The organism is Kaistella pullorum, assembly GCF_014837035.1.
In the GTDB taxonomy this organism is placed as follows: Bacteria; Bacteroidota; Bacteroidia; order Flavobacteriales; family Weeksellaceae; genus Kaistella; species Kaistella rhinocerotis.
On the sequence record NZ_JACSPS010000004.1, the window covers coordinates 13,986 to 38,683 of the forward strand.

16 protein-coding genes are annotated in these 24,698 nt (G+C 45.3%); 4 read left to right on the forward strand and 12 right to left on the reverse strand.

The genetic code is table 11. From position 1 onward, the window contains the following. Positions 1 to 36 precede the first annotated feature (36 nt). Genes H9628_RS10455 through H9628_RS10475 form a run of 5 tightly spaced genes read right to left on the reverse strand, consistent with a single transcriptional unit; the run spans position 37 to position 9,992 of the window. Entirely contained in the window at positions 37 to 3,456 is a 3,420-nt protein-coding gene (locus H9628_RS10455; RefSeq protein ID WP_251834091.1) for a sulfatase-like hydrolase/transferase, read from the reverse strand. Further along, entirely contained in the window at positions 3,453 to 4,505 is a 1,053-nt protein-coding gene (locus H9628_RS10460) for a HEAT repeat domain-containing protein (protein WP_251834092.1), read from the reverse strand. Before H9628_RS10460 ends, H9628_RS10455 begins: the two co-directional genes overlap by 4 nt. Before the next feature lie 11 nt (positions 4,506 to 4,516). Further along, positions 4,517 to 4,876, reverse strand: coding sequence for a response regulator transcription factor (locus H9628_RS10465; RefSeq protein ID WP_251834093.1), 360 nt, complete (start codon positions 4,874 to 4,876; stop codon positions 4,517 to 4,519). A gap of 14 nt (positions 4,877 to 4,890) precedes the next feature. Next, complete coding sequence (locus H9628_RS10470) at positions 4,891 to 8,796, reverse strand: response regulator (protein ID WP_251834094.1); 3,906 nt, start codon at positions 8,794 to 8,796, stop codon at positions 4,891 to 4,893. Positions 8,797 to 8,855: 59 nt separating this feature from the next. Beyond that, positions 8,856 to 9,992 (reverse strand): DegT/DnrJ/EryC1/StrS family aminotransferase, encoded by a 1,137-nt coding sequence (locus H9628_RS10475; protein WP_251834095.1) that lies wholly within the window; start codon positions 9,990 to 9,992, stop codon positions 8,856 to 8,858. Between the two features lie 231 nt (positions 9,993 to 10,223). Between H9628_RS10475 and H9628_RS10480 the strand changes: the two genes are divergently transcribed. Then, positions 10,224 to 11,828 (forward strand): S8 family peptidase, encoded by a 1,605-nt coding sequence (locus H9628_RS10480; RefSeq protein ID WP_251834096.1) that lies wholly within the window; start codon positions 10,224 to 10,226, stop codon positions 11,826 to 11,828. A gap of 57 nt (positions 11,829 to 11,885) precedes the next feature. Here the strand turns inward: H9628_RS10480 and H9628_RS10485 are convergent, their stop codons facing one another. The 3 genes from H9628_RS10485 to H9628_RS10495 all read right to left on the reverse strand — a co-directional run bounded on the left by H9628_RS10485 (position 11,886) and on the right by H9628_RS10495 (position 15,702). Continuing rightward, on the reverse strand, positions 11,886 to 12,644 hold the full coding sequence (locus tag H9628_RS10485; RefSeq protein WP_251834097.1) for a 4-hydroxy-tetrahydrodipicolinate reductase: 759 nt from the start codon (positions 12,642 to 12,644) through the stop codon (positions 11,886 to 11,888). 147 nt (positions 12,645 to 12,791) lie between these two features. Then, on the reverse strand, positions 12,792 to 13,148 hold the full coding sequence (locus H9628_RS10490) for a DUF2200 domain-containing protein (RefSeq protein ID WP_251834098.1): 357 nt from the start codon (positions 13,146 to 13,148) through the stop codon (positions 12,792 to 12,794). Positions 13,149 to 13,161: 13 nt separating this feature from the next. Continuing rightward, positions 13,162 to 15,702 carry a phosphoenolpyruvate carboxylase gene (locus tag H9628_RS10495; RefSeq protein ID WP_251834099.1) on the reverse strand — a complete coding sequence of 847 codons (2,541 nt, stop codon included), beginning with the start codon at positions 15,700 to 15,702 and terminating at the stop codon, positions 13,162 to 13,164. Between the two features lie 89 nt (positions 15,703 to 15,791). On the opposite strand from H9628_RS10495, the gene H9628_RS10500 reads away from it, so the two are divergent. Continuing rightward, entirely contained in the window at positions 15,792 to 17,126 is a 1,335-nt protein-coding gene (locus H9628_RS10500; protein ID WP_251834100.1) for an aspartyl protease family protein, read from the forward strand. Then, positions 17,116 to 17,649 (forward strand): hypothetical protein, encoded by a 534-nt coding sequence (locus H9628_RS10505; RefSeq protein WP_251834101.1) that lies wholly within the window; start codon positions 17,116 to 17,118, stop codon positions 17,647 to 17,649. The genes H9628_RS10500 and H9628_RS10505 overlap by 11 nt, the downstream gene beginning before the upstream one ends. Before the next feature lie 23 nt (positions 17,650 to 17,672). Here H9628_RS10505 and H9628_RS10510 read toward each other — a convergent pair whose 3' ends face one another. From H9628_RS10510 to H9628_RS10525, 4 genes are all read right to left on the reverse strand, one after another. Then, on the reverse strand, positions 17,673 to 19,079 hold the full coding sequence (locus H9628_RS10510) for a glycogen synthase (protein ID WP_251834102.1): 1,407 nt from the start codon (positions 19,077 to 19,079) through the stop codon (positions 17,673 to 17,675). Between the two features lie 48 nt (positions 19,080 to 19,127). After that, positions 19,128 to 21,032, reverse strand: a complete 1,905-nt coding sequence (glgB, locus tag H9628_RS10515) for a 1,4-alpha-glucan branching protein GlgB (RefSeq protein ID WP_251834103.1) — start codon at positions 21,030 to 21,032, stop codon at positions 19,128 to 19,130. A gap of 246 nt (positions 21,033 to 21,278) precedes the next feature. After that, complete coding sequence (locus tag H9628_RS10520) at positions 21,279 to 21,743, reverse strand: hypothetical protein (protein ID WP_251834104.1); 465 nt, start codon at positions 21,741 to 21,743, stop codon at positions 21,279 to 21,281. 34 nt (positions 21,744 to 21,777) lie between these two features. Beyond that, entirely contained in the window at positions 21,778 to 22,194 is a 417-nt protein-coding gene (locus tag H9628_RS10525; protein WP_251834105.1) for a hypothetical protein, read from the reverse strand. Positions 22,195 to 22,368: 174 nt separating this feature from the next. Between H9628_RS10525 and H9628_RS10530 the strand changes: the two genes are divergently transcribed. Then, a complete protein-coding gene (locus tag H9628_RS10530) occupies positions 22,369 to 24,510 on the forward strand; it encodes a S46 family peptidase (RefSeq protein WP_251834106.1) in 2,142 nt (713 codons plus the stop codon). Positions 24,511 to 24,698 lie beyond the last annotated feature (188 nt).

A 24,698-nucleotide genomic window follows, 5' to 3' on the forward strand; every position in this document is an offset into this window, starting at 1 on the left:
TATTTTGAATAATTGGAATTTCGGTCAGGAAACTGATTATTTAAAACCTTTAAAAAAGTTGGCCTTCACACTGTCCGGCATCAGCTTTTGGCTGGAAATAAAACGTGCGTTTCTTGCCTTAAAGTCACTGAACTTACTTTCCACCTCCTTCTTCTTACCGGGATCCGTCACTGCGTCTTCGTTCATGTTCGTAAGCTGATACAGCGAATTACCCTCGAGGTGATATCCCCCGTAAACATAGTTATTCAGCATATCCTTACTCTTCTTTATTGGAACACCCGCAGCTGATCTGTCCAAATCTTCGGTAAAGCCGTTACCTACCCAGGTCACCGTGTTCGGTGTGTGCAGTTTATAATTCTCCCGGTAGAATGCCAGAAGTGTTGGCGCCACATCGAAGTGACTCGCAATCTTTCTGAAGGTTTTTGCCTGCTTTAGCAGCGGCGAATAGATCATCAGTGGTACGCGATATCGGTCAATCCTGCTCTGAAGGGTGATTTCAGGCATACTGTGATCGCCCGTCACGATAAAAATGGTGTTGGTAAAATCGGGGCGGTTTTTATACTGTGCGAAAAATCCTCGCAGTGCATCATCGGTGTAGAGCGTGGCGATGAGTTGTTTCTGGTGCATACTCGCCCAGCTGTGCTGCTCTGCAGTCAATTTACCGGAATTCAGCAGCTCTGAAAATATACGGCGGTATTTCGCTTCGTTATTGATAAGAAACGGACTGTGCGAACTTAGCGTAAGAACCGTATTAAAATAGGGCCTACTCTGCAGCGGCTGGTCTGCGAGTAACTTCCGGTAAACAGAACCATCATCATAACCCCAGCTTTCGCCGTTTTGCGCGGGCAACTTCTGGTAATTTCCCCTGTACATTCCTTCCCCAACTATTTTGTCCACCTTACTGTACTTTAGGTATCGGTCCATCTTGTCAAAAGTTTCTTGGCCGCCGTAGAAAAAACCCGTATCAAAGCCGTTACTTTTCAGCACGTTATACAAATTAAAGTGTTCCGGCGTCTGATCGATTTCAAGGAAGCCACTTTTACCGAAAGGCAGTGAACCCGTGAGTGACGGCACCGCACCAAATGTTCGTCCCGCTGTACTCAACGCGTTTTCCCAGTAAAGACTTTTCTGGCTGAGAGAATCAATAAAAGGCGTAAAGTTGCCGATATATCCTTGCGGTGAGGTGTAGGCATGTCCCATTCCTTCCAGAATAACGAGTACAAGATTCGGTGGTTGCTCCGCCTTGTTCATATAGGAACCGAGGAAATCTCTGGTGTTTTCTTTCTTGAGGAAAGGAAAATCGGGATTAAGCATCGCTGCGGTGTTTCCGAAATCATTAGATTCACCGGTAAGTGCGGCCAATTCAGGATGCTGGCCGATAAAATCATCGACATTTGAACTTAAAAAATAATCCCACTTGCTTTTGGATGCACTTTCTTCAAATTCTGATGTGTGCGTTTGATCTTTAGGATGTTTCGGCACTAAGAAAGCCATTAATCCAATAAACAAAATTGCGATTCCGGCTGCATAATGCCGGAACGGACGCCGTGCCACGATCCAGAAAGGAGGCAGAAACAACAGGACCATCAAAATGGCCAATGCGGTATTTTTAAAATTAAGCATTCCGCTTGCTTCAAGGGTTTGCTGAAGTTCTACTTTAGTATAATACTGAATATCGGCACCAAGCAAGTTATGGGACTCCGCAAAATAGGTAAACAGCACAAACTGGAAGATGACCACAGCCGCGAGACCCCAAACCGCTAATGTACGTGCCCACGCCGCTTTAATGAGATAAACAAGCAGATAAATGAGTCCAAACCCGAAAATGAAACGCAGCATGAAGAGCGTATTGGTGCGGAAAAGGCTGAGGGTAATCTGGTTGGTGTAATTTTCTGGGTAAAGATACCGGTACCACAAGGCTTCAGCCGTTACTCCAAGCATGAACAAGCCAAAAAGCAGTGCAGCCACGGAACCGTAACTCCGCAGGCCTTGCTGCAGAATGATCCAGATTCTTTTGCCAAACGGAAGATTTCGTGTATCCACATTGAAACCCTGCCTCGTCATCTCGCCCCACGAATGCGACTTCTTAAAATAATCAACGAAGCCTTTCACACTGGCTTTCACGATCGTGGGATGGAAAGAAAACGGTTCCAGCAAAGCTGTCCCGATCAGCGAAACAAAATCTTTCGGCCTTGTGTAAACCTGGCGGCTTACCACATCCACCAGAATCGCATAAAATGAATAAAGAAATCCTGATGAAATGACAAGGGCAAAAAGTATCAGGAAAAAGGGCCAGTTAACAATTCCCAGCAGTACAAATACGATAAAGACGATGTATCCGGCAAACTCAATCAGCGGGCCTAAGAATTCGAAAAAAAGCCAGTACGGCAAACTTACCATGCCGAGTTTCCCATACCGTGGATTGAATATCATACGGCGGTGCTTCCATAGGGTTTCCATGGTACCGCGCATCCAGCGGTTTCGCTGCTTTGTAAGGATTTCCTTGGTTTCTGGCGCTTCCGTCCAGCATAGTGGATCCGGGATGTTGATTACCTCATAAGGCTCTTTGCGCTCTTCCATGTACTTTCTCATGCGCACCACGAGTTCCATGTCTTCACCAACGGTTTTTCTGTCGTATCCGCCGACCTTAAGCACAATCTTTCGGTCAAAGACGCCAAAAGCTCCTGAAATTAAGATAAGTCCCGATGCACGTGACCAAGCCATACGTCCCAGTACAAAAGCACGGATATACTCCAAAACCTGGCTTTTGCCAATGAGTGTCCGCGGAAGATTGACCTCAACTACTTTACCGTTTTCAATCTTACAGTTATTCGCCAGACGGATGACACCGCCGCAGGCAATCAGCTTTTTATCGGTTTGTTCGAGGAAAGGTTTGGCTAGTTTCAAGATCGCATCCTGCTCCAGGATACAGTCTACGTCGATGCAGACCAAATATTCTCCGCCCGAAACATTCACACCTACATTCAGCGCGTCTGCTTTTCCGCCGTTAAATTTATCCACGACCAGCAGTTTTCTGAACGCCGGATTTTTACTTTTGTAAATCGCTTTCACCTCGGAAGTCGGAATTTGTCCCTGAATGAAGAAAGTGACGGATTCAAGCTCATAAGCTTCGATGAGTTTCTGCATTGAATCATCCTTGCTGCCGTCGTTCACAATGATGATCTCGAGATTATGGTAATACAGCGACAAGAGTGAACGCACGTTTTCTACAATGGTCATTCCTTCATTGTAGGCCGGCGCTATGATACTGAAGACGGGTGCGTTCGGATTGGAGGCGACGATGCTGTAATCGGTAAAAGTATTCTCGCGTTTATAGCGCAGTACAGCGCCAAGCGCATACATCCCCATCCAGGTGTAAACCACAAGGACGGCTGCTCCGTAAAGCAGAAAAAACCAGATGACAACTTCAAAGATGATATGTGAAAATTCCGTCATTTCCTTTCCTGCAATGCATGTTTAATTATAAAAATAAGTTCTTCGGAGGTATTTTCGTCATCTGTGATTTGTGTCAGTTCGTGTTTCATGCCAAGTGAATGAATAGCTTCAGCAGCCTTGATCCTCACGGCCGGGGCTATGTGCCCGTGAAGTTGCTGAAAAAGGAAGTCTTTGGCGCGCACATCGCCCATTTTCTTCAGTACATTAAGGATTTCAACCTGCACTTCGTGGGGTTGGCTCAAAAAAGTATCTTCAAGTTCTTCGAGTGTGGTATCGTTTTCCAGCGCCTGGAGAGTCTGCACGGTCTGGATCCGAACCTGCTCAGATTCATGCCGCAGTAAGATAAGCAGTTCGGGATAAATAGTAAGCAATTGAAATTTCCGTATAAGCCTTAAAGTAAATATGACCACGGACGCATTCTCACTCTGAAGCCAACTGCGCACCAGTTCAGTCCCATCTGGCGGAACGGAGGCGACTGAATTTAAAAGGCGGAGCTGTTGCCAATCGGAAAGTACACCTTTGGCGGAACCCAGAAAGCGCAAACCTTCAAATCCCCGAAACGTTACCTGCGCATACTGCGCTTCCTGATAGACCTGTGGCGAACTGTGATTAAGGAATTTTGAAATTTCGGGCAGTGCTTTTTCGGCGCGCATCGCGGTAAGCTCCTGGATTCCGCCGGCAATAAGAAAAAGTTTCTTTTGCTTAAGTTTTTGCAGCGCTTCTTTCTCCAGATGATATTCTGAAAATATCCGGCGGATCACGCTTCCGGCCATCCCGGAGAATTTACCTTCCGCATTCACCAGCTTTTCAAGGAAATACATCCGGAAAGACGGTTTCCTGCTCAGCCGGTCGATGGCCTCGTTCTCAGCCACCTCACCGCTTACGATGGATTGTACAACCTCCTGCCCGATGACTTCAGACCAGGCATCAGCACGCTGGAAATATCTGTAACCATAAAACGCGTAGAGCAACACTGCGAGGATCAGCAAGGCGATCACCACCAGCAGAACAATAAACGTAACGATTAAAATATGAAGGGAAGTACTCAAGTAGACAGGTATTACATTCTCGCGGCAATTCTTTTCACGCGAAGCATCAGTTCATTAGGGCTGAAAGGTTTGACGATAAAATCCGCGGCGCCAAGATCAAAAGCATTGAGGATTACATCCTCCTGCCCCATGCTCGACAGCATGATGACAGGAATGTCTTTACCCGCAGTTTTCACAGCGGAAAGGATCTCAATGCCGGAGGCGAAAGGCATCATAATATCAGTGATTACGATGTCCACCTCGGTTGAAAGGATCGTGTTGATCGCATCCTGGCCGTTGCGTGTAAGAATGACCTCATACCCTTCCTTCAGCAGCTTATGCTCAATGGTTTTCAAAATTAATTCATCATCTTCAGCAATCAATATCGGCATTTAAAAACAATTTTTTAGTCAATCAATTTATTTACGAGTGCCAAGCCTGTGCCAATGGCGCTGTTTATTTCGTTTCGCAGGGCATCCAGATCGGGGTTACGCTCCATCCTGTTTTCCCACTTCGCCGCGGTATCAGCCAGATTAAACAAACCTGAGGTACCACTTGTCCCTTTTAGTTTATGTAAAAGCCTTTTCATCTCTGCCAAATCGTTTCTGTCAATCGCTTCGGCGAGTTCTTTTCGCGAAACCTCCAGCTGCTGTATGACGAGTGTGAGGAATACTTCCCGGAATTCAGCATCATCACCCACCTGCTGCTCAAGATGTTTAATGTCGAGATACAGCTCAGGATTGGTGATACCTTCTGATTCATCATTTTCAGTGAAAAGATGCTTCTTCAGGGCTTCCATGAGATCTGCGCTGCGCAGGGGCTTTGTAAGGAAATCATCCATGCCCGCGGCCAGACACTTTTCTTTTTCGCCCTTTACATTTCCGGCCGTCACACCGATGATGACCATGTCTTTACCGTTTGGTAACAGCCTGATCTGTTTCGTGGCCTCGATACCGTCCATCAGCGGCATCTGTACATCCATTAAAATAAGGTCATATGTATTGGTACGGCAGTATTCAAGGGCTTTCTGGCCATCCACGGCTTCCGTAAAGACAGCATCAGGGACCAAAGACTGCATCATTTTGTTGTTCAGCACCATATTGACCGGATTGTCATCAACCAATAAAACTTTCAGCCCCGTTATTGAAGGTCTTGAACGTGCTTCCACGTCAGACGTCACAGCTTTGCGTTCGGTCTGTTTCACAGCCTGTTTAAGCGTCATGTACAGGTCTCGTGATTTGATAGGTTTTAACAGACAGAAACTGTTTTCATTTTTGCGAAAAGTGTTTACCACTTCATGTTCCTCCGAAGACGTATGAAGCACAACCAAAGGCGAGACATCATCCTGGCGGCTGTACAGCGCACGGATCTTGTCGATGGTTTCCAGCCCCGAGATTACCGGCATATGGTAGTCCATCAGGATTATATCGAAATGTTCGCCCGCCATTATCAGCTGCAGGGCTTCCATCCCGTTTGCCGCAAGACGGGACTCGATATTTTTGTAGGCGAGCATATGTTGCAGGATCATACGGTTGTTCGCGTTATCATCTACGATCAGCACCCTGTTTATACCTAAATCTGAAATATCTTCGCCATCATTTTCGTCACTTTCTTCGTACGGCACCTCAATATCGAAAAAGAACTCCGAACCTTTACCGGGCGTGCTGGTAAGGGACAGTGTACTGTTCATATACTGCAGGATATTATTTGAAATGGTAAGTCCGAGGCCGGTGCCGCCATACTTTTTGCTAACGGAACTGTCTTCCTGTGTGAAGGCATCAAATATGCGCTGCTGTTTATCCAGCGGGATCCCGATACCGGTATCACGTACGGAAAAGCGCAGTTTTATGTTTTTGTCATCCTGCTGCAGCTTTGTAACCTTAAGTTCAATCTCGCCTTCAGATGTAAACTTCACTGCATTACCCAACAGGTTGATAAGGATTTGCTTGATGCGCGATTCATCGATGAAGAGGATTTCAGGCAGACCCGGCTCGATATTCATCAAAAGTTCCAGATTTTTCTTCTGAGACTGATAAAGAATCACATTCATCACCTGGCTCACCATCTCATAAACATAGCTTTGCTCTATCACAAGTTCCATCTTGCCCGATTCGATCTTTGAAAAGTCGAGGATGTCATTAATGATGTTAAGCAAAGTTTCTCCGGACTCGTTGATGTAGTTCAGATACTGAGTCTGCATCTCGTTCAGCGGCGTCTTCAGCAACAGATCCGAAAACCCGATAACGCCGTTGAGCGGTGTGCGTATTTCGTGGCTCATATTGGCCAGGAATTCAGATTTAGCACGACTTGCGAGGTCGGCCATTTCCTTTGCATTCTTCAGCTCCAGCGTTGTTTTCACGCGCTCTGTGACATTCTGCGCTGAAACTATCATACCGCCGATTTCGTCTTCCGAGAGATACCAGGGGCTCACCTCCATGTTGTAGCGCTGCAGCGCCTCCTTATTCGGAACCGGCAGAAGCAGTTCTTCTGCTTTGAAAGATTTGCCCTGCAGTGCGTCCATGTAAATACGAATCCTGTATTCGGGAATTGAAGGTGAGGCTTCGAAAATCGTCTTTCCGATGATATCGTCAGCGTTCAATGAAAATTCTTCGAGCCAGCACTGACTCACCGCCAGGAATTTGAGATCCTTATCAAGCATCGCCGCAGCCACGGGCACATCGCTGATGAAAGACTGCAGCATAGCCTCTTTCTTGGCCAGTTCCAAATACGTCTTTTTCGGCTGGTCTATATTCTGAATGATTCCAAAGACCTTCTTGCAAATACCCTCATCAAATTCCGGGATACCGATAACGCGCACCCAGATTTTTTCGCCATTCTTTTGCTGCAACTCAAGTTCTTCATCGTAAGAAATTCCCTCATTTACCGCACGGCTGAAAAGGTCACGCATCCGCTCTTCACTTTCCGGCCCATAGAAGCCCAAGGCGCTTTCAAAATCAGGTTCAAAGTCCCGTTCCACTTCATGAATTTTCTTCGTCGCGTCAGACCAGAAGACTTTATTCTGTACAAGATTGACCTCCCAACCGCCAACCTGCGCCACGGAACTCGTCTGTTCAAGGATTTTTTTGGTATAGATAAGGTCTTTTTCCATCGAAATCCTTTCCGTCACATTCAGCGCGGTGCTGATGACATAAGGTTGACCTTCTTCATTGATTTCGAGTACATTATGATACATCCAGATGTGATCCTGCCCGTCCTTGGAGCGCAGTTCCATCAGTCCTGAATCTTCCTTTTCGGTCGCAATCCTTTGCAAATAGGCCTGAAGGAAGCCTTGGCTTGGAACCGGCACGAGGTCTTTCAGGTTAAGTTTTACCGCTTCTTCTTCGGTATAATTGAGCGTTTCGCGCCCGCGCTGGTTTACAGCCAGGATATTTCCATCCATATCATGCATGCTCATCAGGCCAATTCCGCTCTCGAAGAAAGACCGGAAACGGCGCTCAGACCGAAGAAGTTTTTGCTTCTCTTCGATGATCACCGTAATGTTGCGGCCAAAGCAAAAGATTTCCTTTTGTTTCGGATTGCGTTTTATGCTCCATTCAATTACCGAAACATCCCCACTTTCATGCGCTCTATTTGAGCGGAAAGAATATTCGTCTTTGTCTGCAAACATGCCGGAATGAAGCGAAAGCGAGGGATCTGCCTCATTCATCACATCACAGAATTTTTCCCCGACCGCACTGTTGAGCGGAAGTCCCAAATTGCGCTCGAAGGATTTATTTACGATCTTTATATTGAAATCGTTATCAAGTACGCAGATGATATTATTGGTGACAATGAAAAGTTGCTCGAAATAGTCGGCCAGGGCATATCGCCGCTTAGCCAGAAGGATGCGCGACACGGCTTCTCCCATTTTGGTAAGTCCGTCTATTTGGTTTTGCGGAAGGTTTTTAGGCTTAAAATCTATCACACATAACGTTCCCAGCACATATCCCTCCTCATCTTTCAGCGGAATGCCGGCGTAAAAGCGTACCCCTCCTTCCAGAATTAATTGATTGGAAGATGACCGCTCGTCCTGCAGTGTATCATTGATGATTACAGGTTCTCCGCTGGCTACGGCATATTGGCAGACGGTGTTCTGACGGTCCACAAAACTGAAATCCACTCCTACACAGCTCTGTACGGTCTGTGTATCCCGCTCCATCACTGCGATGAGCGATGCAGGACAGTCCGTGAGCAAGGCGGCACTTTGAGCCAAAACATCGAGGTCCGGATATTTTCCGAGATCCAGCAGGTTGTGCAGACTCAGTTTCTCGAGGCGCTCCTCCTCGTTTTCCGGTAAAGGAAATTTTTTCATTCGGTGAATATTGGGTTGTATGAAGTCACAGAAGTCTAAGACCGTTATTGGAGCGCGCGCTACTGCTGACTGTTACCTAAAAATTCGAGCACGGCATCGGTGATATATTTCTGCTGCTCTTCATCGAGTTCGGTGTGCATCGGCAGCGAAATCACTTCATTCAAAAGTCTGTCTGTATTTTTAAAGTCTTCGTCGTTGCTTTCCTGAAAATAGGCCTTCTGCTTTCTCAGCGCCACCGGATAATAAATCATCGCGGGAATTTCTTTCTCGGTAAGGAACGCCTGCAACTCATTACGTTTACCGTCCAGAATCCTCAGCGTATACTGGTGGAAAACATGGCTGGTATAATCTGCCCGTTTCGGGATAAGGATTCCGGGTTGGTTTGCAAAAGCTTCATCATAGAAATCTGCTGCCTTGCGGCGAGCTTCATTGTACGTGTCGAGCAGCGGAAGTTTTTTTCTTAAAACTGTGGCCTGCAAACTGTCAAGACGTGAATTTACACCCACCTCATCGTGGTAATAACGCTCATACATACCGTGATTGGCAATTCCGCGGATTTTGTGCGCTAGTTCATCATCATTGGTGAATAGTGCACCGCCATCACCATAGCAACCCAGATTTTTAGAGGGGAAAAAGGAAGTAGTGCCGATTGTTCCCATCGTACCGGATTTTTTCACGGTGCTATCCGAAAATGTAAAATCAGCGCCGATTGCCTGAGCATTGTCCTCGATCACATGCAGATTGTGTTGTTTTGCAATTTTCAGGACTTCTTCCATGTTTGCGCACTGGCCGAAAAGATGCACCGGAATAATGGCTTTCGTGCGCGGCGTAATCGCGGCTTTCAGTTTCTCTGTATCTATCGTGAAAGTATCGTAATCTACATCAACCAGCACTGATTTAAGTTTAAGAAGGTGAATCACTTCCACGGTGGCGGCAAAAGTAAAATCTGCCGTTATCACCTCGTCGCCTTCTTTCAGATCCAGCGCCATCAGTGCAATCTGTAGTGCATCTGTACCGTTGGCACACGGAATAACGTGCTTCACATCCAGGTACTGTTCCAGTTCATTTTGGAATGATTTTACTTCAGGTCCGTTTATAAATGCCGCGGAATTCATCACAGCCAGCATCGCGTTATCTACATCTGCCTTTATCTTATAGTACTGACTCTGCAAGTCCACCATCTGTATTTTCTTCATATAAAATATTTATCCCAAAATTAAGAAATTAAACTTCGACCGGAAAATATTAAAACAAGCTGTTTTCGCTGCTCAATTTCTTTATTTATACATTGAAAGTTTAAAAACATCGTTTCTTAAAACATCAATGATTAAAAGTTTCCATTGAATTAATTGAAATTAACCTTAAAGCAAAAACAATTTTTTATACGCTTTTATCTATTTTTGTGAAAGATTAATAACTCCTTCCAAATGAAAAAATATTTATCCGTTTTCGCTTTGTTTCTGTTTTTAATTATCAGTGCGCAGACGGAACTTGTTTTTGTTTACTTCAAAGACAAGCCGAACAAAGCTGCATTTTATGCAAACCCCCTTACCGAACTCACGCAAAAGTCTCTGGACAGACGCGCGCGGCTCAGCATCCCACTCAATGATCAGGATGCCCCGATTGAACAGACTTATATACAGAATGTACGCAACCTTGGTTTTACAGTAACTGATTATTCAAAATGGATGAACGGCGTCGCCGTGAACGCGACACCTGCACAGATTGCCACGCTTCAGGCGCAAACTTACGTACAGTCTGTCGAAAGGTTTATCAAGCATCCCAACGGTGGCAAAAATCCGGCGCGTGTAAATAAATTTGAAGAATTTAATAATACCGTCGGCAAAACTGATTTCAATTACGGCATCGGACTTTCACAAATCAACCAAATCAACCTTCGTCCACTGCACATCGCCGGATATACCGGAACAGGCGTCACCATTGCGGTGATCGACACCGGCTTTCCGACCGTGAATACCGGCAGCACCTACGCCAGGATCCGGAATAACGGTCAGATCAAAGGCGGGTACAATTTCATCAGCAAAAACACGGATATATACAGCACTTCGCTAAATAATCACGGTTCTTACTGTTTGGGCGTCATCGCCGGCTTTATCCAAAACCAATATGTAGGCTCCGCACCTGATGCCGATTTTTACCTGTATGCAACCGAAGATGCGGCCGATGAATATCCTGAAGAACTAATTTACTGGACTGAGGCTGCTGAAGAAGCCGACCGCAAAGGCGTTGACGTGATTTCAAGCTCACTAGGCTATTATGATTTCGATGACAGCCGCTACAATTTACTTTACTCCGACATGGATGGACAGACCTCATTTATCGCCAGAACCGCCCAGATCGCCACAGAAAAAGGGATTTTTGTGCTGAACGCCGCCGGCAACGAAGGCCAAAATGCGTGGAAATACATCATCACTCCGGCTGACAACCCGAAAGTATTTACCATAGGCGCGGTGACCTCCACAAATACCAGCTCAGGTTTCTCCTCGTATGGCCCTAATGCTGTAGGCGTGGTAAAACCCGATGCCAGTGCACGCGGAACCGGCACCGCGATGGCATACAACAACAATGCAACGACCAGCAGCGGCACCTCTTTCGCCACACCTTTGGCGGCGGGCGGCGTGGCATGTCTGCTTCAGGCACAACCCACGAAACCTCACGACTTTCTGCGTTTACTGCTCCGCGAAAACGCCTCACTATATCCATCTACTACACCCCAAATGGGCTATGGAATCCTGAACTTTTCCGAAACCCTGAATGATGCACTATTGGCGGCAGGCGACGTTGGCGTAAAATCAACGTTGAAAGTATATCCGAATCCGGTCTCGAGCATATTCAGCGTACAGACGGACGAAAAAATAAAATCAATTGAACTTTATGACACACTTGGCCGCAAGATTAAGTCGCTGCCAACCGAAAAGACGAACACGCTCGAAGGTGTGGCAAAAGGCGTTTACTTTCTTAAAGTAAAAACCGATGCCAAAGAATACATCGAAAAAATAATTAAAAACTAAATTGAAAGACCCTCGCATGAGGGTCTTTGTTTTTTAACTCGTAATGTTGATCAGAATTTAGTTTTGCTCCGTTGAAAAATAAGGAAGTAGGATATCTTCAAATTTATAAAGTCCCGCAGCCCGGTCCTTAATGTTTTGTGCCACGAAAACCACGCCGTTTCCAAACGCCTCGCGCGAAATGGATTCGTGAATCAGCCTCACTGTCTGAAACGGAAAGCCGAATATCACTTCATGCTTACCTACAATACCGCCCGCTCTTACAGAGTTGATTTCTTCTTCCGGAAGTTCAAGCGCTTTGGCAAGCTTTACTGCTGTTCCCGATGTACCCACTTTTTCCTTAAAGTGCTCCTCGTTAATTTCTATATCCACCCACGGTGCTATTTTCTTCAGAAACTGCGCGGCAAACAGCAGATAATTCACGCCTAAAGTGATGTTTGGACTCCAAAAAACAACTGTTTTTTCGGCCAGTTTTTTCAAAAGTTCTTTTTCATTCTCACTATAATGCGACACGGCACTGATAATTTTTACACCAAGTTCGGCAGCCGCTTCACCATAGGTATAAATTCCGGTTTCTGAGGAGAAATCGATGATCAGATCCACCGGATGCTGAGCAAGCAAAGCCGACATCCCGATGGTTTCGGCTGAATATACACGGCCCGGATGGTCAGATTCAATTCCCAGAAATTCCGGCACATTGCGTCCTTCAAGATGTGGCGTTCTTCTGTAAACCCACTCCAGCGAGAATTCTTTGTTTTGTAAAATCACGGCCGCGACGGCCTTTCCTGTCTTTCCGAATCCGAGTAAACCTATTTTCATATGTCGTAAATTTTTGAACTGTATTTTCCGCTTTTTTAAAGCTTTTGAAACTGCCTAAGCGACCTTAATATACGAAAATTCAAAATAAACAACCTAAAACTCTGATTTTAAACTTATTACAAAAACTCAACTTATAACTTTTAAAAATCAGTTTCTTAATATTTTCTCCATTGGTTTGCCTTTGGCAAGTTCATCAACCAACTTGTCGAGATAACGGATTTTCTGCATCAGCGGATCTTCTATTTCCTCCACCCGGCAGCCACAGATCACACCGGTGATTTTCGAAACATTAGGGTTTAATTGTGGTGCGTTGCCGAAGAAATCCTCAAAATTGGTTTTGTCAGCCAAAATACTTTTTTGCGCGGCTTCATCATAACCCGTCAGCCAAAAGATAATTTGGTCGAGCTCCGCTTTGGTGCGGTTCTTCTTCTCTGCTTTTGCGACGTAATGCGGATAGACGCTGGCGAAAGACATCTTGAAAACGCGTTCGTTGGATGATTTCATGGGATTAATTTTTTTAAGCCGAATTCCGGCTGGCATTAATATTTCCAAACAGCGAGCGCATCACCAGTTTTTCATACACATCTCGGTTGCCTTCACCTTTCTGGATTTTCATCAGCGCGAATTGCTGGATACTTAGCAGCGGCAACACTATCTTTTCGCGGATTTTCACAGATTTCCTTGAAAGCGGTTCTTCCTCCATCAGCATCCTGAAACCGCTGAGTTCGAGCATCAGGTCGCGCGAAAGCGTGTACTCATCGAAAATGACCGTCCAGAAATCACCGAATTTTTCGTTGTTTTTCATGTAGTACGTGAGCGGAAAATAAGATTTATTCATACTCATCATCGAATTTAAAACCAACGTTTTGAAGAAATCCGAACCTTTATAAAGCGCCTTCACCTCATCAAATCTTCCCTGTTTCTTAAGTTCATTCACCGCAAACCCAAAACCGAAAAACCCCGGAACATTCTGTTTCAGCTGGCTCCACGAACCCACAAACGGAATCGCGCGCAGATCTTCGAACTTCAGCTCACTGCTTCCGGCCCTTTTGGTCGGGCGGCTGCCGATATTGGTTTTCCCGTAATATTCAAGCGTGCTCATTTCCTGCAGATACGGCACAAACATCGGGTGCGCTTTAAGTTGGGAATACTTTTCAAAGCTGATTTCCGCCAGTTCTTCGATAAGTTTCCTTTCTGCCTCGGTTAAATCTTTTTTGGTATTTTTAAAGACATCGTTTTCGATACCGGCCGTGAGCAGCTGCTCAAAATTAAACTTCGCCTGGTCCTTATTCCCGAAGACGCTGGTGATTGTCTGTCCCTGAATGGTAATCTCTATTTTGTTATTCGCGATCGTTTTACCCTGCGACGCGTAAAAATCGTGCGTTTTTCCACCGCCCCGCGCGGGTGGGCCGCCGCGTCCGTCGAAGAAAATTACACGGATTCCCTTCTCATCAGCTGCTTTCGTAAGCTGTTCTTTCGTCTCGTAAATTTCCCAGTTGGCCTTCAGATAGCCGCCGTCTTTGGTGCCGTCTGAAAAACCGAGCATAATCGTCTGTTGATTTCCGCGGCGCTCTAGGTGTTTCCTGTAAACGGGAAGGGCATAAAGTTGCCGCATCACATCCTCGCCTGCATCAAGACCTTCCATCGTCTCAAAAAGCGGAACGATATCTATATTTATTTCGTCTTCGCTGTAACCGCAAAGGCGGAAAAGTCCAAAAACATTCAGTACATCTTTTATCTGGTCAGAATTGGAGATGATATAGCGGCTCAGTCCGCGCTGGCCATTTTTTTTTTGGATTGCTTTAATGTTTCTGATGTTTCTGAGTGTATCCCGCGTTACGTCTTCAAAATCTTCAGGATCTAAAACCGTGTCCGTTTCCAGAAGCCATTGCAGTTTTTCTTCTGTGGAGATGTTTTCGAACTCCATTCCTGACTTTTTATTAATGATTTCGTCAATCACGCTTTGGTGCACGCGGCTGTCCTGACGTATATCAAGTGTCGCAAAATGGGTTCCGAAAATCTTTACCCTGTCCTCAAAATCATCGAGAAGATCTTTGAAAAGGCCGTTGTGTTTTTGAAGTAAAATTTGCTGTGCTTCGCTGACGGTCATTAAAATCCGGTCTGAAGTGATGGTCTGTTCCCGGAAAATCGCGTCGTAAAGTTCATCGCTCAGTGCCGCCAGAAGTTCTGAAACGCCACTGAAACTTAACCTTCGTCTCAGCTTTTTCAGATGTTCATAATAGGATTTAAGCACTGAAGAATACAGTTCATCAGCTACTTTCAGTGTAGTTTCGGCAGTCACGAAAGGGTTTCCATCACGGTCGCCGCCCGGCCAGAACCCCAGTTGTAAAATATCATGTGGCGGAGTGAAATCTTTGTCAGCAAACCGGTATTTTATTTGTGCGTAAAGTTCTCCCAGCGAATCATAATAAACATACCTCAGATAGAAAATGATGCTTAATGCTTCGTCAAAGGGCGTAGGTTTTTCGCGGTTCAGGAAAGGTGTTTTCCCCAGCTGCTGCAAAAGCATATCTATTTCTGTTACTGAATCTTTCATAATAGCGGAACGCAAATCATGAAGGATCCGCTGCACAGAACTGGGATAGAACTGCGTGGGATGCGCTGTAAAAACCACGCGCACACCGAAATCTTTCATTTTTTCCCGTACCGCGGCAAGAAGATCCTGCTGTACGGCACGGTCATAAAGATTGAGCAATGTGCCGCTTTCACCCGCGGGATGCAGCTCAGCAAACGAGGCATCTTCAATACTGTCAAAAAGTACCACCTGCCGCTCGATATACTGTATGATCTTGAAAAGAAGCTCCGTTTTCTGCTCTTCGCTTTCAAGACTTGTATGGCTGGCAAAAAATTCTTCGACGATCTCTTCCGGCGTCTTCCCTTTCTCATAGCCGGCCTTGCTCTCTTCATACAAAAAAGGCAGCAACATACCTATATTGCTCATCTTATCATAAGGTAAACTCATGAAGAGTGAATTGTAGATTTGGAATTTATTCTCGACGATCTGCCGGAACTTTTCGCTTTTTTCGTGGTTTTGCATATCACAAATTTATAATATTTAAAGCTCCACACCCCCTGCTTTTTCATGAAATACCGTTGCAGAAAGGCAAAAAATTGTAACTTCAAATAATGAAATTTTTCGTTTCTATTTTTATGTTGGTCACCACCCTACTTCACTCGCAGCAGGGTTTTGGTCTTGCAGGCGGTAAGAAAGCGACAATTCCGTTTAAATTTATCAATAATCTGATCTTCATACCGGTACAGATCAATGGCGTAGATCTCACTTTCCTGCTCGACTCGGGTGTGAATGAAACGATTTTGTTCAGCCTTGACGAACGCGAGGTAAATTTCAACGATATCGAAAAAATAAAATTTTCAGGCCTTGGTGAAACCAAAAATATTGAAGGTTTGCGCTCCGACAATAATACAATGACCATCGGCAAAGGTTTCAGCGATCCAAAACATACAGTTTTCATCATCCTGGATGAGAGCATCAATTTTTCCTCGCACGTGGGAATTCCGGTGCATGGTATCATCGGCTATCAGTTTTTTGCGAATCATGCGGTGCAGATAGATTTTATGGCTAAAAAACTGACAGTCTTTCCGAAAAGTACCGCAAGCGCAGGAAAATTTAAAAAATTCACGGAGTTTCCGCTGTCTATTGAAGGTAATAAACCATACATCACGGCTGGTATAGAACAGAAAGACGAGAAGAGGGATTCTAAAATGCTCATAGACCTCGGTAACAGTGACGCCGTATGGCTATTCCCAAAACTAATCGATAATTTTGTGTACAACCGACCGAACATTTACGATTATCTCGGACAGGGCTTCAATGGTGATATCTTTGGTAAAAGAAGCCGGATCCACAGGCTGTATCTGGGCGAATTTACCTTTGAAAAACCCATTGCGGCCATGCCAGACGAATATTCAATCCAAAATCTGAAACTTGTGCCGGATCGCAAAGGTTCTGTCGGCAGTGAGATTTTACGGCGTTTTACAGTGATATTTGATTATCCCGGAAGCAGGATTTTACTTAAAAAGAACCGGCATTTTAACGATCTTTTTCAGATAAATAAAACCGGGCTTGACATACAGCACGATGGCGCAACCTGGGAAAGTGATCTTGTGCGCGTAGAAACCACCAAGAAAGGCAGCGATCCGGACGGCATCAAAGTGTATGACGCCCGTGAAGGGTTCCGCTATAATTTTGTCCTCAGACCGAAATATTCCGTCGCGGGTTGCCGTAATGATTCGCCGTGCAGTGAGGCCGGCCTGCTGAAAGGCGATAAACTGCTCCGGATAAACAATCAGAAAGTCGGGAATATGACACTGCCACAAATCAATCAATTGCTGAAAGCACCGGACGGGACACGATTGACACTGAAAGTTGACCGTAAGGGACAGCAATTTGATTTTTCAATAAAACTGATCGATCCCATTCCCTACCGAGATGAAAATTGAGGAATCTACGCTCGACAGCATCCGTTCGCGGCCGCGTTTCAAGATGTATACGGATATCAGTCCGCAGCAATACACAGCGTACCTGCGAAACTTCCTTGGGGAAAACTCAGATGAATTTTCGGGTGTGATTAATTCCGAAACCGCCATAATCACCGTAAAGACAACAGAAAATGATTACTGGAAACCAAATTTAGCGCTGCGCGCCGAGCGTGAAGACGGCGAAAATATCACGACAGTCCGTGGTATTTTCGGGCCAAGTTCGGCGGTCTGGACTTTCTTTATGTTCATCTATTTTGTACTTTCAATCCTTTGGATGGTCTTCATTACCATTTGGTTTGTTGAACGACAAATCGGCAGCGATGATTTCCCGTGGGCACTCACTGCATCTTTCATCACGGTTTTTCTGTTGGTACTCACCTATTTGGCGTCACTCTTTGGCCAAAGGAAAGCGCGCACCGAAATGCAGAAACTGCGCAGTTTCGCGGAGAGATCTGTAATAAAAATTGAAGAAATTAATACCTAGGAGAAAATCAGTGAAAAGCTTTCCTACCGCCGGTACAAATCCAGATAACGTAAGGCAGAGCTGTCCCAGGAAAAATCGAATTTCATGTTGGAATGCACCAAATCACCCATCATGCCGGGCTCGTAATAAATGTGAAGCGCCCGGTGGATCGCGTGAGTCACGTCTTCAGCGGTTGCACTTCCAAAATTAAGTCCGCTGCCGCCGCGTGATATATCATTCACGGTATCACGAAGACCTCCGGTGTAGCGCACAACCGGTACGGTGCCGTACCGCATCGCATACATTTGGTTCAGGCCACAGGGCTCCACCCGTGAAGGCATCAGCAGGAAGTCAGCGCCCGCATAGATCTTATGCGAAAGATATTCTTTGTAGCCGAGTTCAAGTGCGAGATTGTCAAACGTCTTATTCAGTTCTGTAAGTTCAAACTCGATCCGCTTGTCGCCGGAACCAAGAATCATGATATTCAGCGCGCCCCCGGTACTTTGTATTGCCTTCGCCACAATTTCCGGCAAAAGGTCTGCGCCTTTTTCACCGGCAAAGCGACCGATAAAACTGAACAGAGGCAAGTCAGGATTCAGACCATAAGCGTGACAAAGCGCTTTTTTATTTTCAGATTTACCTTGGAGTGCATTTTCATTATTAAAATTAAAGTCCAGAAACTCATCGGTTGCCGGATCCCAGACTTCTGTATCAATCCCGTTGATAATGCCGAAAGCCTTAGCATGTTCCTGTTGTACCAGGCGCTCAAGACCCCGAAAATGCTGAAAAAGTTCGTGCAGATATCCTTCCGAAACCGCATTGAAAGCGTGGCAGCATTTGATCATCGCTGCAAGCGGATTGATGACGCCGTCCCAATCGAGCAATCCGGCATTTTCACTGCGGTACCACGGGAAATAATCGGCCATTTCCCATTTCATCTGTCCCTGATACTCGCCGTTGTGAATGGTGCCGATGGTTTTCACACCTTGCAAAAAGCCGAATTCCGGGCAGTTTTCAATCATGAAAGGTACGAGACCGGTGTGATAATCATGGCAATGCAGAATATCGGGGCGAATTTGCTGCGCGGTCAGCCAATGCAGCACAGCGTGCTGAAACGCCAGGAACTGCTGACTTTCATCCCAATAGCCATAAGGATTTTCACGGTCTAGAAGCCCCGGAACTTTGACAAGGAATAGTTCAAATCCCAGGACATCGTTCTTTTCTTTGAGTACTTGGACGTTGAAATGCTGGTAGTTCTGACGAATCTGTCCTTCAAAAACGATTTCAAATTCATGCTGATGCACAAAACTACGGTCATAAAAAGGCATCACGACGCAAGCTGATATTCCTTCAATCTTATTCAAATACTTTGGTAAAGCGCCTACCACATCTGCCAGGCCGCCGACCTTAGCAACCGGATAACACTCCATCGAAAGATTGATTATCTTCATAGGGCCAGATTTAAAAATTTTTTATTTAGACCAAAATGTGGGCTTAAACTATTTTTTCTGCTTTAAGACCACGCCGGCCAATGGTGGCAACCTTAGAACCAATGAATTTGGTCTGTACATCCATTCGTCATCTTCTTCATCTAAAATTTCGGGAAAAACTCCACTTCCACCAAACTTTTTGTCATCGGAGTTCAAGATCACTTCCCAGTTCGTGCCTTCATCAACTCCTATTTTATAATCGAAAACGCGCGGAGTCAGGTTCAAGACGATCATCGTCATGTCATTTTCCGCACTGCCCTTTCTTAAATAAACGAATACAGAATTGTTGTCATCGTTCGCTTCCACCCATTCAAAACCACTTCTGTCAAACTGATTTTCATACAGCGAAGTTTCGGTTCTGTACAGCCTGTTCAGTTCTTTTACGTACTCCTGCAGACCTTTGTGAACCGAATGTTCAAGAAGATGCCAATCAAGCGAGCGTGTAAAATTCCATTCGCCGGTCTGGCCGAATTCGCCACCCATGAAAAGCAGTTTTGCGCCCGGATGCGTGTACATGTAGGTGTAAAGTGCACGGAGATTTGCAAATTTCTGCCACTCGTCGCCCGGCATCTTGTAGATCAGGCTCGATTTTCCATGCACAACCTCATCGTGAGAAAGCGGCATCATGTAATTTTCGTTGTACACGTACATGGACGAAAAGGTGATCTTGTTGTGCTCATATTTTCGGAAGAGCGGGTCTTCCTTGAAATATTTTAAAGTATCATGCATCCAGCCCATCATCCATTTCATCCCGAAACCTACACCGCCGTCATGCACAGGTTTTGTAAGCATCGGAAAGTCTGAACTCTCTTCGGCGATAGTCATCACGTCCGGAAATCCCTTATAAACCGCGGTATTAAAATCCTGCAGGAACTTCAATGCTTCTAGGTTGACATTCCCACCTTCGGCATTGGGCTCCCATTCGCCCTCATTCCGAGCATAATCAAGATGCAGCATCGATGTTACCGCATCCACGCGGAGGCCGTCCGCATGATAACGGTCCAGCCAAAACATGGCATTTGAAATTAAAAATGACCTTACTTCCGGTCGGCCGTAATTAAAAATATGCGATTTCCATTCGGGATGAAATCCTTTGCGCGGATCCTCGTGTTCATAAAGGTAAGTCCCGTCAAAATAATGCAGCCCGTTTGCGTCGCCAGGAAAATGAGACGGTACCCAATCGAGGATTATGCCGATTTCATGGCGGTGAAGCTCGTTAATTAAATACATCAGATCCTGTGGTGAACCAAAGCGCGAAGTAGCAGCGTAAAAACCAGTGACCTGATAGCCCCAGCTCGGGTCATAAGGGTATTCCATCACAGGCATGAATTCTACATGCGTAAAGTTCATCTCCCTGAGGTAAGGCACCAGGCGCTCGGCTATTTCGCGGTAGCTGAAGAATCTTTCGGGGTCCGTGGTGCCGCGCATCCAGGAAGCCAAGTGCATTTCGTACACCGAAATGGGCGATTTCAGACTGTTGTTCTTCTTCCTCTTACGCATCCATTCCCGGTCTTTCCAGTCAAACCATGTGGTGGAAACCACGGATGCAGCCTGCACGTTCTGCTCCCAGGCCAAAGCAAACGGATCGCCTTTTTCGAGAAGCACATCCCTATTGCTACGAATCGCGTATTTATAAAGGTTTCCCCAAGCAATATGGGCGATGAAACCTTCCCAAATTCCGGAACCATCCCATCTCGGTAAAAGTTTGTGCGATTCGCTGTTCCAGTTGTTGAACGTCCCTATCACGGATACTTCCTCGGCATTGGGTGCCCAGACCGCAAAATAGGAGCCTTTTACGCCGTCATGTTCAATTGTATGTGCCCCGAATTTGTCGTAAAGCCTGAAATGTTTGCCCTCGCGAAACAGATAAACATCATGGTCCGTAAAAAGGGAGAATGGCAGCACTTTGTCCATAATAGGCGCGTTTTGGGAAAGGTTTTACATGAGAAAAGAAGCTTCAGGCTTGCTTCTTCAAATATATTTAATTTTAAGCTAAATGCTACTCTGGATCGACTTCTAATTAATAACAGAACCCGTACCACGCAATTTTGCTTTAAAAACAGTAATTCTAAACAGCAAAAACCGCAAAGCTCCGGAAGCGGTTTTGCGGAATTTATGAGTTGAAAAAAATTTTAAAAAACGAGATTGCCTACTTCGTCCTTAGTCGGTCTTCGGAACTTTCACAGCAAGTTCGTACAGGCTTCCGCGCATTAAAAATTTGATTCTTTCACGCGTGGTCACTGTGTTAACTTCGCCGTTTTTAATGATGATGATGCGGTCCCGTGGCGCAATGTTTTGGTCTGCAAGCCAATCTTCAGGCGTATCGTCGTCTTCTTTTTTCTTCAGTTCTTCCAAAACCTGCTCGGCCATCGCCTGAAATCCTTCATCCTGCGAGTAATAAACCTGATATTCTTTATCGAGGCCAACTTTAAAAGTTCTACGCTCTGCGATTAAATTACCCGTCGTGTCAGGCATCGGGTTGTCTGAACCGTCCGTGAAACCGACTTCAATAAGTTCAGAATTATGCTGGCGTGCGTACTCTTCAGCCTGTTCGTAAGTTTCGAAGTTGGTAACTACCGTGTAATCATCATACTCGTACTTTTCAAGTCTTTCCGTGTTGTCCATATCTTTATTTTTATTGTTTAAAACTAAAAGTCCATTATTTTTTCTCCGCTTCTATCTCTTCCTTCACTTCATGCCACTCGTTGTCTTTTAATTTGGCTTCCAATTTTTCAACCTTTAGATTCTGCCTAAGCAGCGCAAAAAGACTCATGTAAACGTTAGCCAAAAACACCAGTGCAAAGAATGAAATCAGATAGCCCCGCCAGTCATCGAAAAGCAGCCTATATTTAGTAACAATCAGAAAAAACGCCGTTACGTAGTGGCTGAAACAGTATTCGCACGTGAACAGATAGAAAAATTTGCGCTGATAAAGTTTCTCACTTTCCTGCGAACGCTTCACGCAGTATTCCCGCGGTTCCCGGAATATTTCTTCGTGTGTTACCGTCCAGGCAATGCAGGCAATGGGTATCGCAAGCAGGAATAACCAAAGTAGCTGCTCAGCTAATAATAGCATATTTTCAATGTTTAATGTCAAATCTCAGCACGTCAAAAGTAATGCCACGCGAACCTACAGCGATCGGGCGCACTTGCAGTCCCTCTTCCACAATTCAAGCTTATTGTCCCATGGCAGTTGCGTGCTTTTTTTATTCGCCTAAAAATCTCTATTTTTAGACCAAATTTTACTAGAATGAACAGAAAACATCTATTGCTTGCTGCAATAATTTTTCCCGCTGTGATGGCATTTGGCCAGCAGTATGGCGGAATGTGGATTCCGACCGAACTGAATGAGAAGGAAATGAAGGATTTGGGAATGAAGATTTCCGCTAAACAGATATTTGATCCATCGAAACCAAGCATTAAAGACGCTGTCGTGCAGTTTAACGGTGGCTGTACTGCAGAAATCATCTCACCACAGGGACTTTTACTTACCAATCACCACTGCGGATACGGGCAAATTCAAAAGCATTCGAGCGTGCAGAATGACTATCTGACGGATGGTTTTTGGGCAAAAAACATGTCGGGTGAACTTCCGAATCCGGGTGTAACCGTAGATTTCATTGCAGATATCAAAGAAGTGACAGACCAGGTGCTTGCAGGAACGAAAGATCTTGACGCGCCGGCGGCGCAAGCACTTATTGATAAAAATACCGAGCGTGTAAAAGCGACATTCAAACTGGAGCCGTGGCAGAAAGTGGTGATCAGACCGATGTATTATGGCAATAAATATTATGCTTACGTAATCGATACTTATAAGGATGTGAGATTGGTGGGTGCCCCGCCTTCCAGCATCGGCAAGTTCGGTTCAGACACCGACAACTGGGTTTGGCCGCGCCACACGGGCGATTTTTCGATGTTCAGAATCTATGCGGACAAAAACAACAGGCCCGCGGAATATTCGAAAGACAATGTACCTTACAAGCCAAAACATTTTTTACCTGTTTCCATTAAAGATAAAAACGAGAACGATTTCACGTTCGTATTCGGCTTCCCGGGCAGAACTACGGAATACCTTCCGGCAATTGCGGTAGAAAAAGTAATGACGGATACCGATCCTGCGATGATCTCAGTACGTGAAGTGGCACTGAAAACTTTAGACGAAAAAATGCGTGCAGATGCCGAAACGCGCATTAAATATGCTTCAAAATATGCTTCTGTGGCTAATTACTGGAAAAAATGGATTGGCGAGGTGGAAGGCTTGAAAAAATCTGATGCTGTAGGAAAAAAGAAACAGTACGAGCAAAGCTTAGTCGCTAAAAACGCGCAGATAAAACCAACCATTGATGAGCTGAACCGTCTGTACACGGAGCAGGCGCCTTATGCGCTGAACCGCGCCTACTACAGCGAAGTAATACGTAACGCCGAAACACTGACCTTGGCAAATCTTTATCTCAACTTCATGCAGAATGTAGAGGCGGGAAAGATGGACGAAAAAACCAAAACTTCATTTACAAACCGACTTCAGTCCTTCTACAAAGACTATGATGCGGAACTGGATGCAAAAGTGACGGCCAAACTGCTGGCTCTCTACGCCAATAAAACGCCGAAAGCATTTTTACCTGCCAATTTCGATCAGTTTGCTGATGAAAATAAAAACCTGACCGCAATTGAAAACTGGTCAAAAAATTCGGTTGTCACCGGGCGTCATGCACTGGACGGAGCCACTGCATCTGCGGATATCAATAAAGTTTTTGCAAATTCTGCGGAGCTTATGAAAGCTTTAAAAAATGATCCGATCATACAGTTGGCTGCCGGAATGCGCGAAACGTATATGGCAACTTCAGAAAGCAAGTTTGCACCCCTACAGGACCAGATTGACGTGCTACAGAAAAAATTCATGGCACAGCAGATGGAAACGGACAAAGACCGCAAGTTTTTCCCGGATGCGAACTCTACTTTGCGTGTAACCTACGGTCAAATTAAAGGTTCAAATCCGCGTGATGCGGTTTATTACGGATATCAAACGCATCTTTCAGGGATCATGGAGAAATATGTGCCTGGCGATTATGAATTTGATGTACCGAAAAAACTCATTGATCTTTACAACACGAAAGATTACGGGATATACAAGGACAAAACCGGCGACGTTCCTGTGAATTTCACGGCGACCAACCACACAACGGGCGGAAACTCCGGAAGCCCGGCGCTGGATGCGAACGGAAACCTTATCGGACTGAATTTTGACCGTCAGTGGGAGGGCACGATGAGCGACATCAACTTTGATCCGCGTTTCAGCCGTAACATCATGGTGGACACGAAGTATATTCTGTTCATCATCGATAAATATGCGGATGCCAAATGGCTGATCAACGAAATGAAGGTCGTGAAATAGACCATACATTTTACTTAAAACCAAAACTCCGGCAAATGCCGGAGTTTTGTAGTTTTCATGGTTATGGTGATCAGATTTGGAATAGCAAACTTCGTAAATCTCGCGTAATTATCTGCCGTTATTTCACCCAAAAATTAACTAGTTAAATCAACATAAGTCATTTAAAAAAGTCATAAACGATTTCTTTT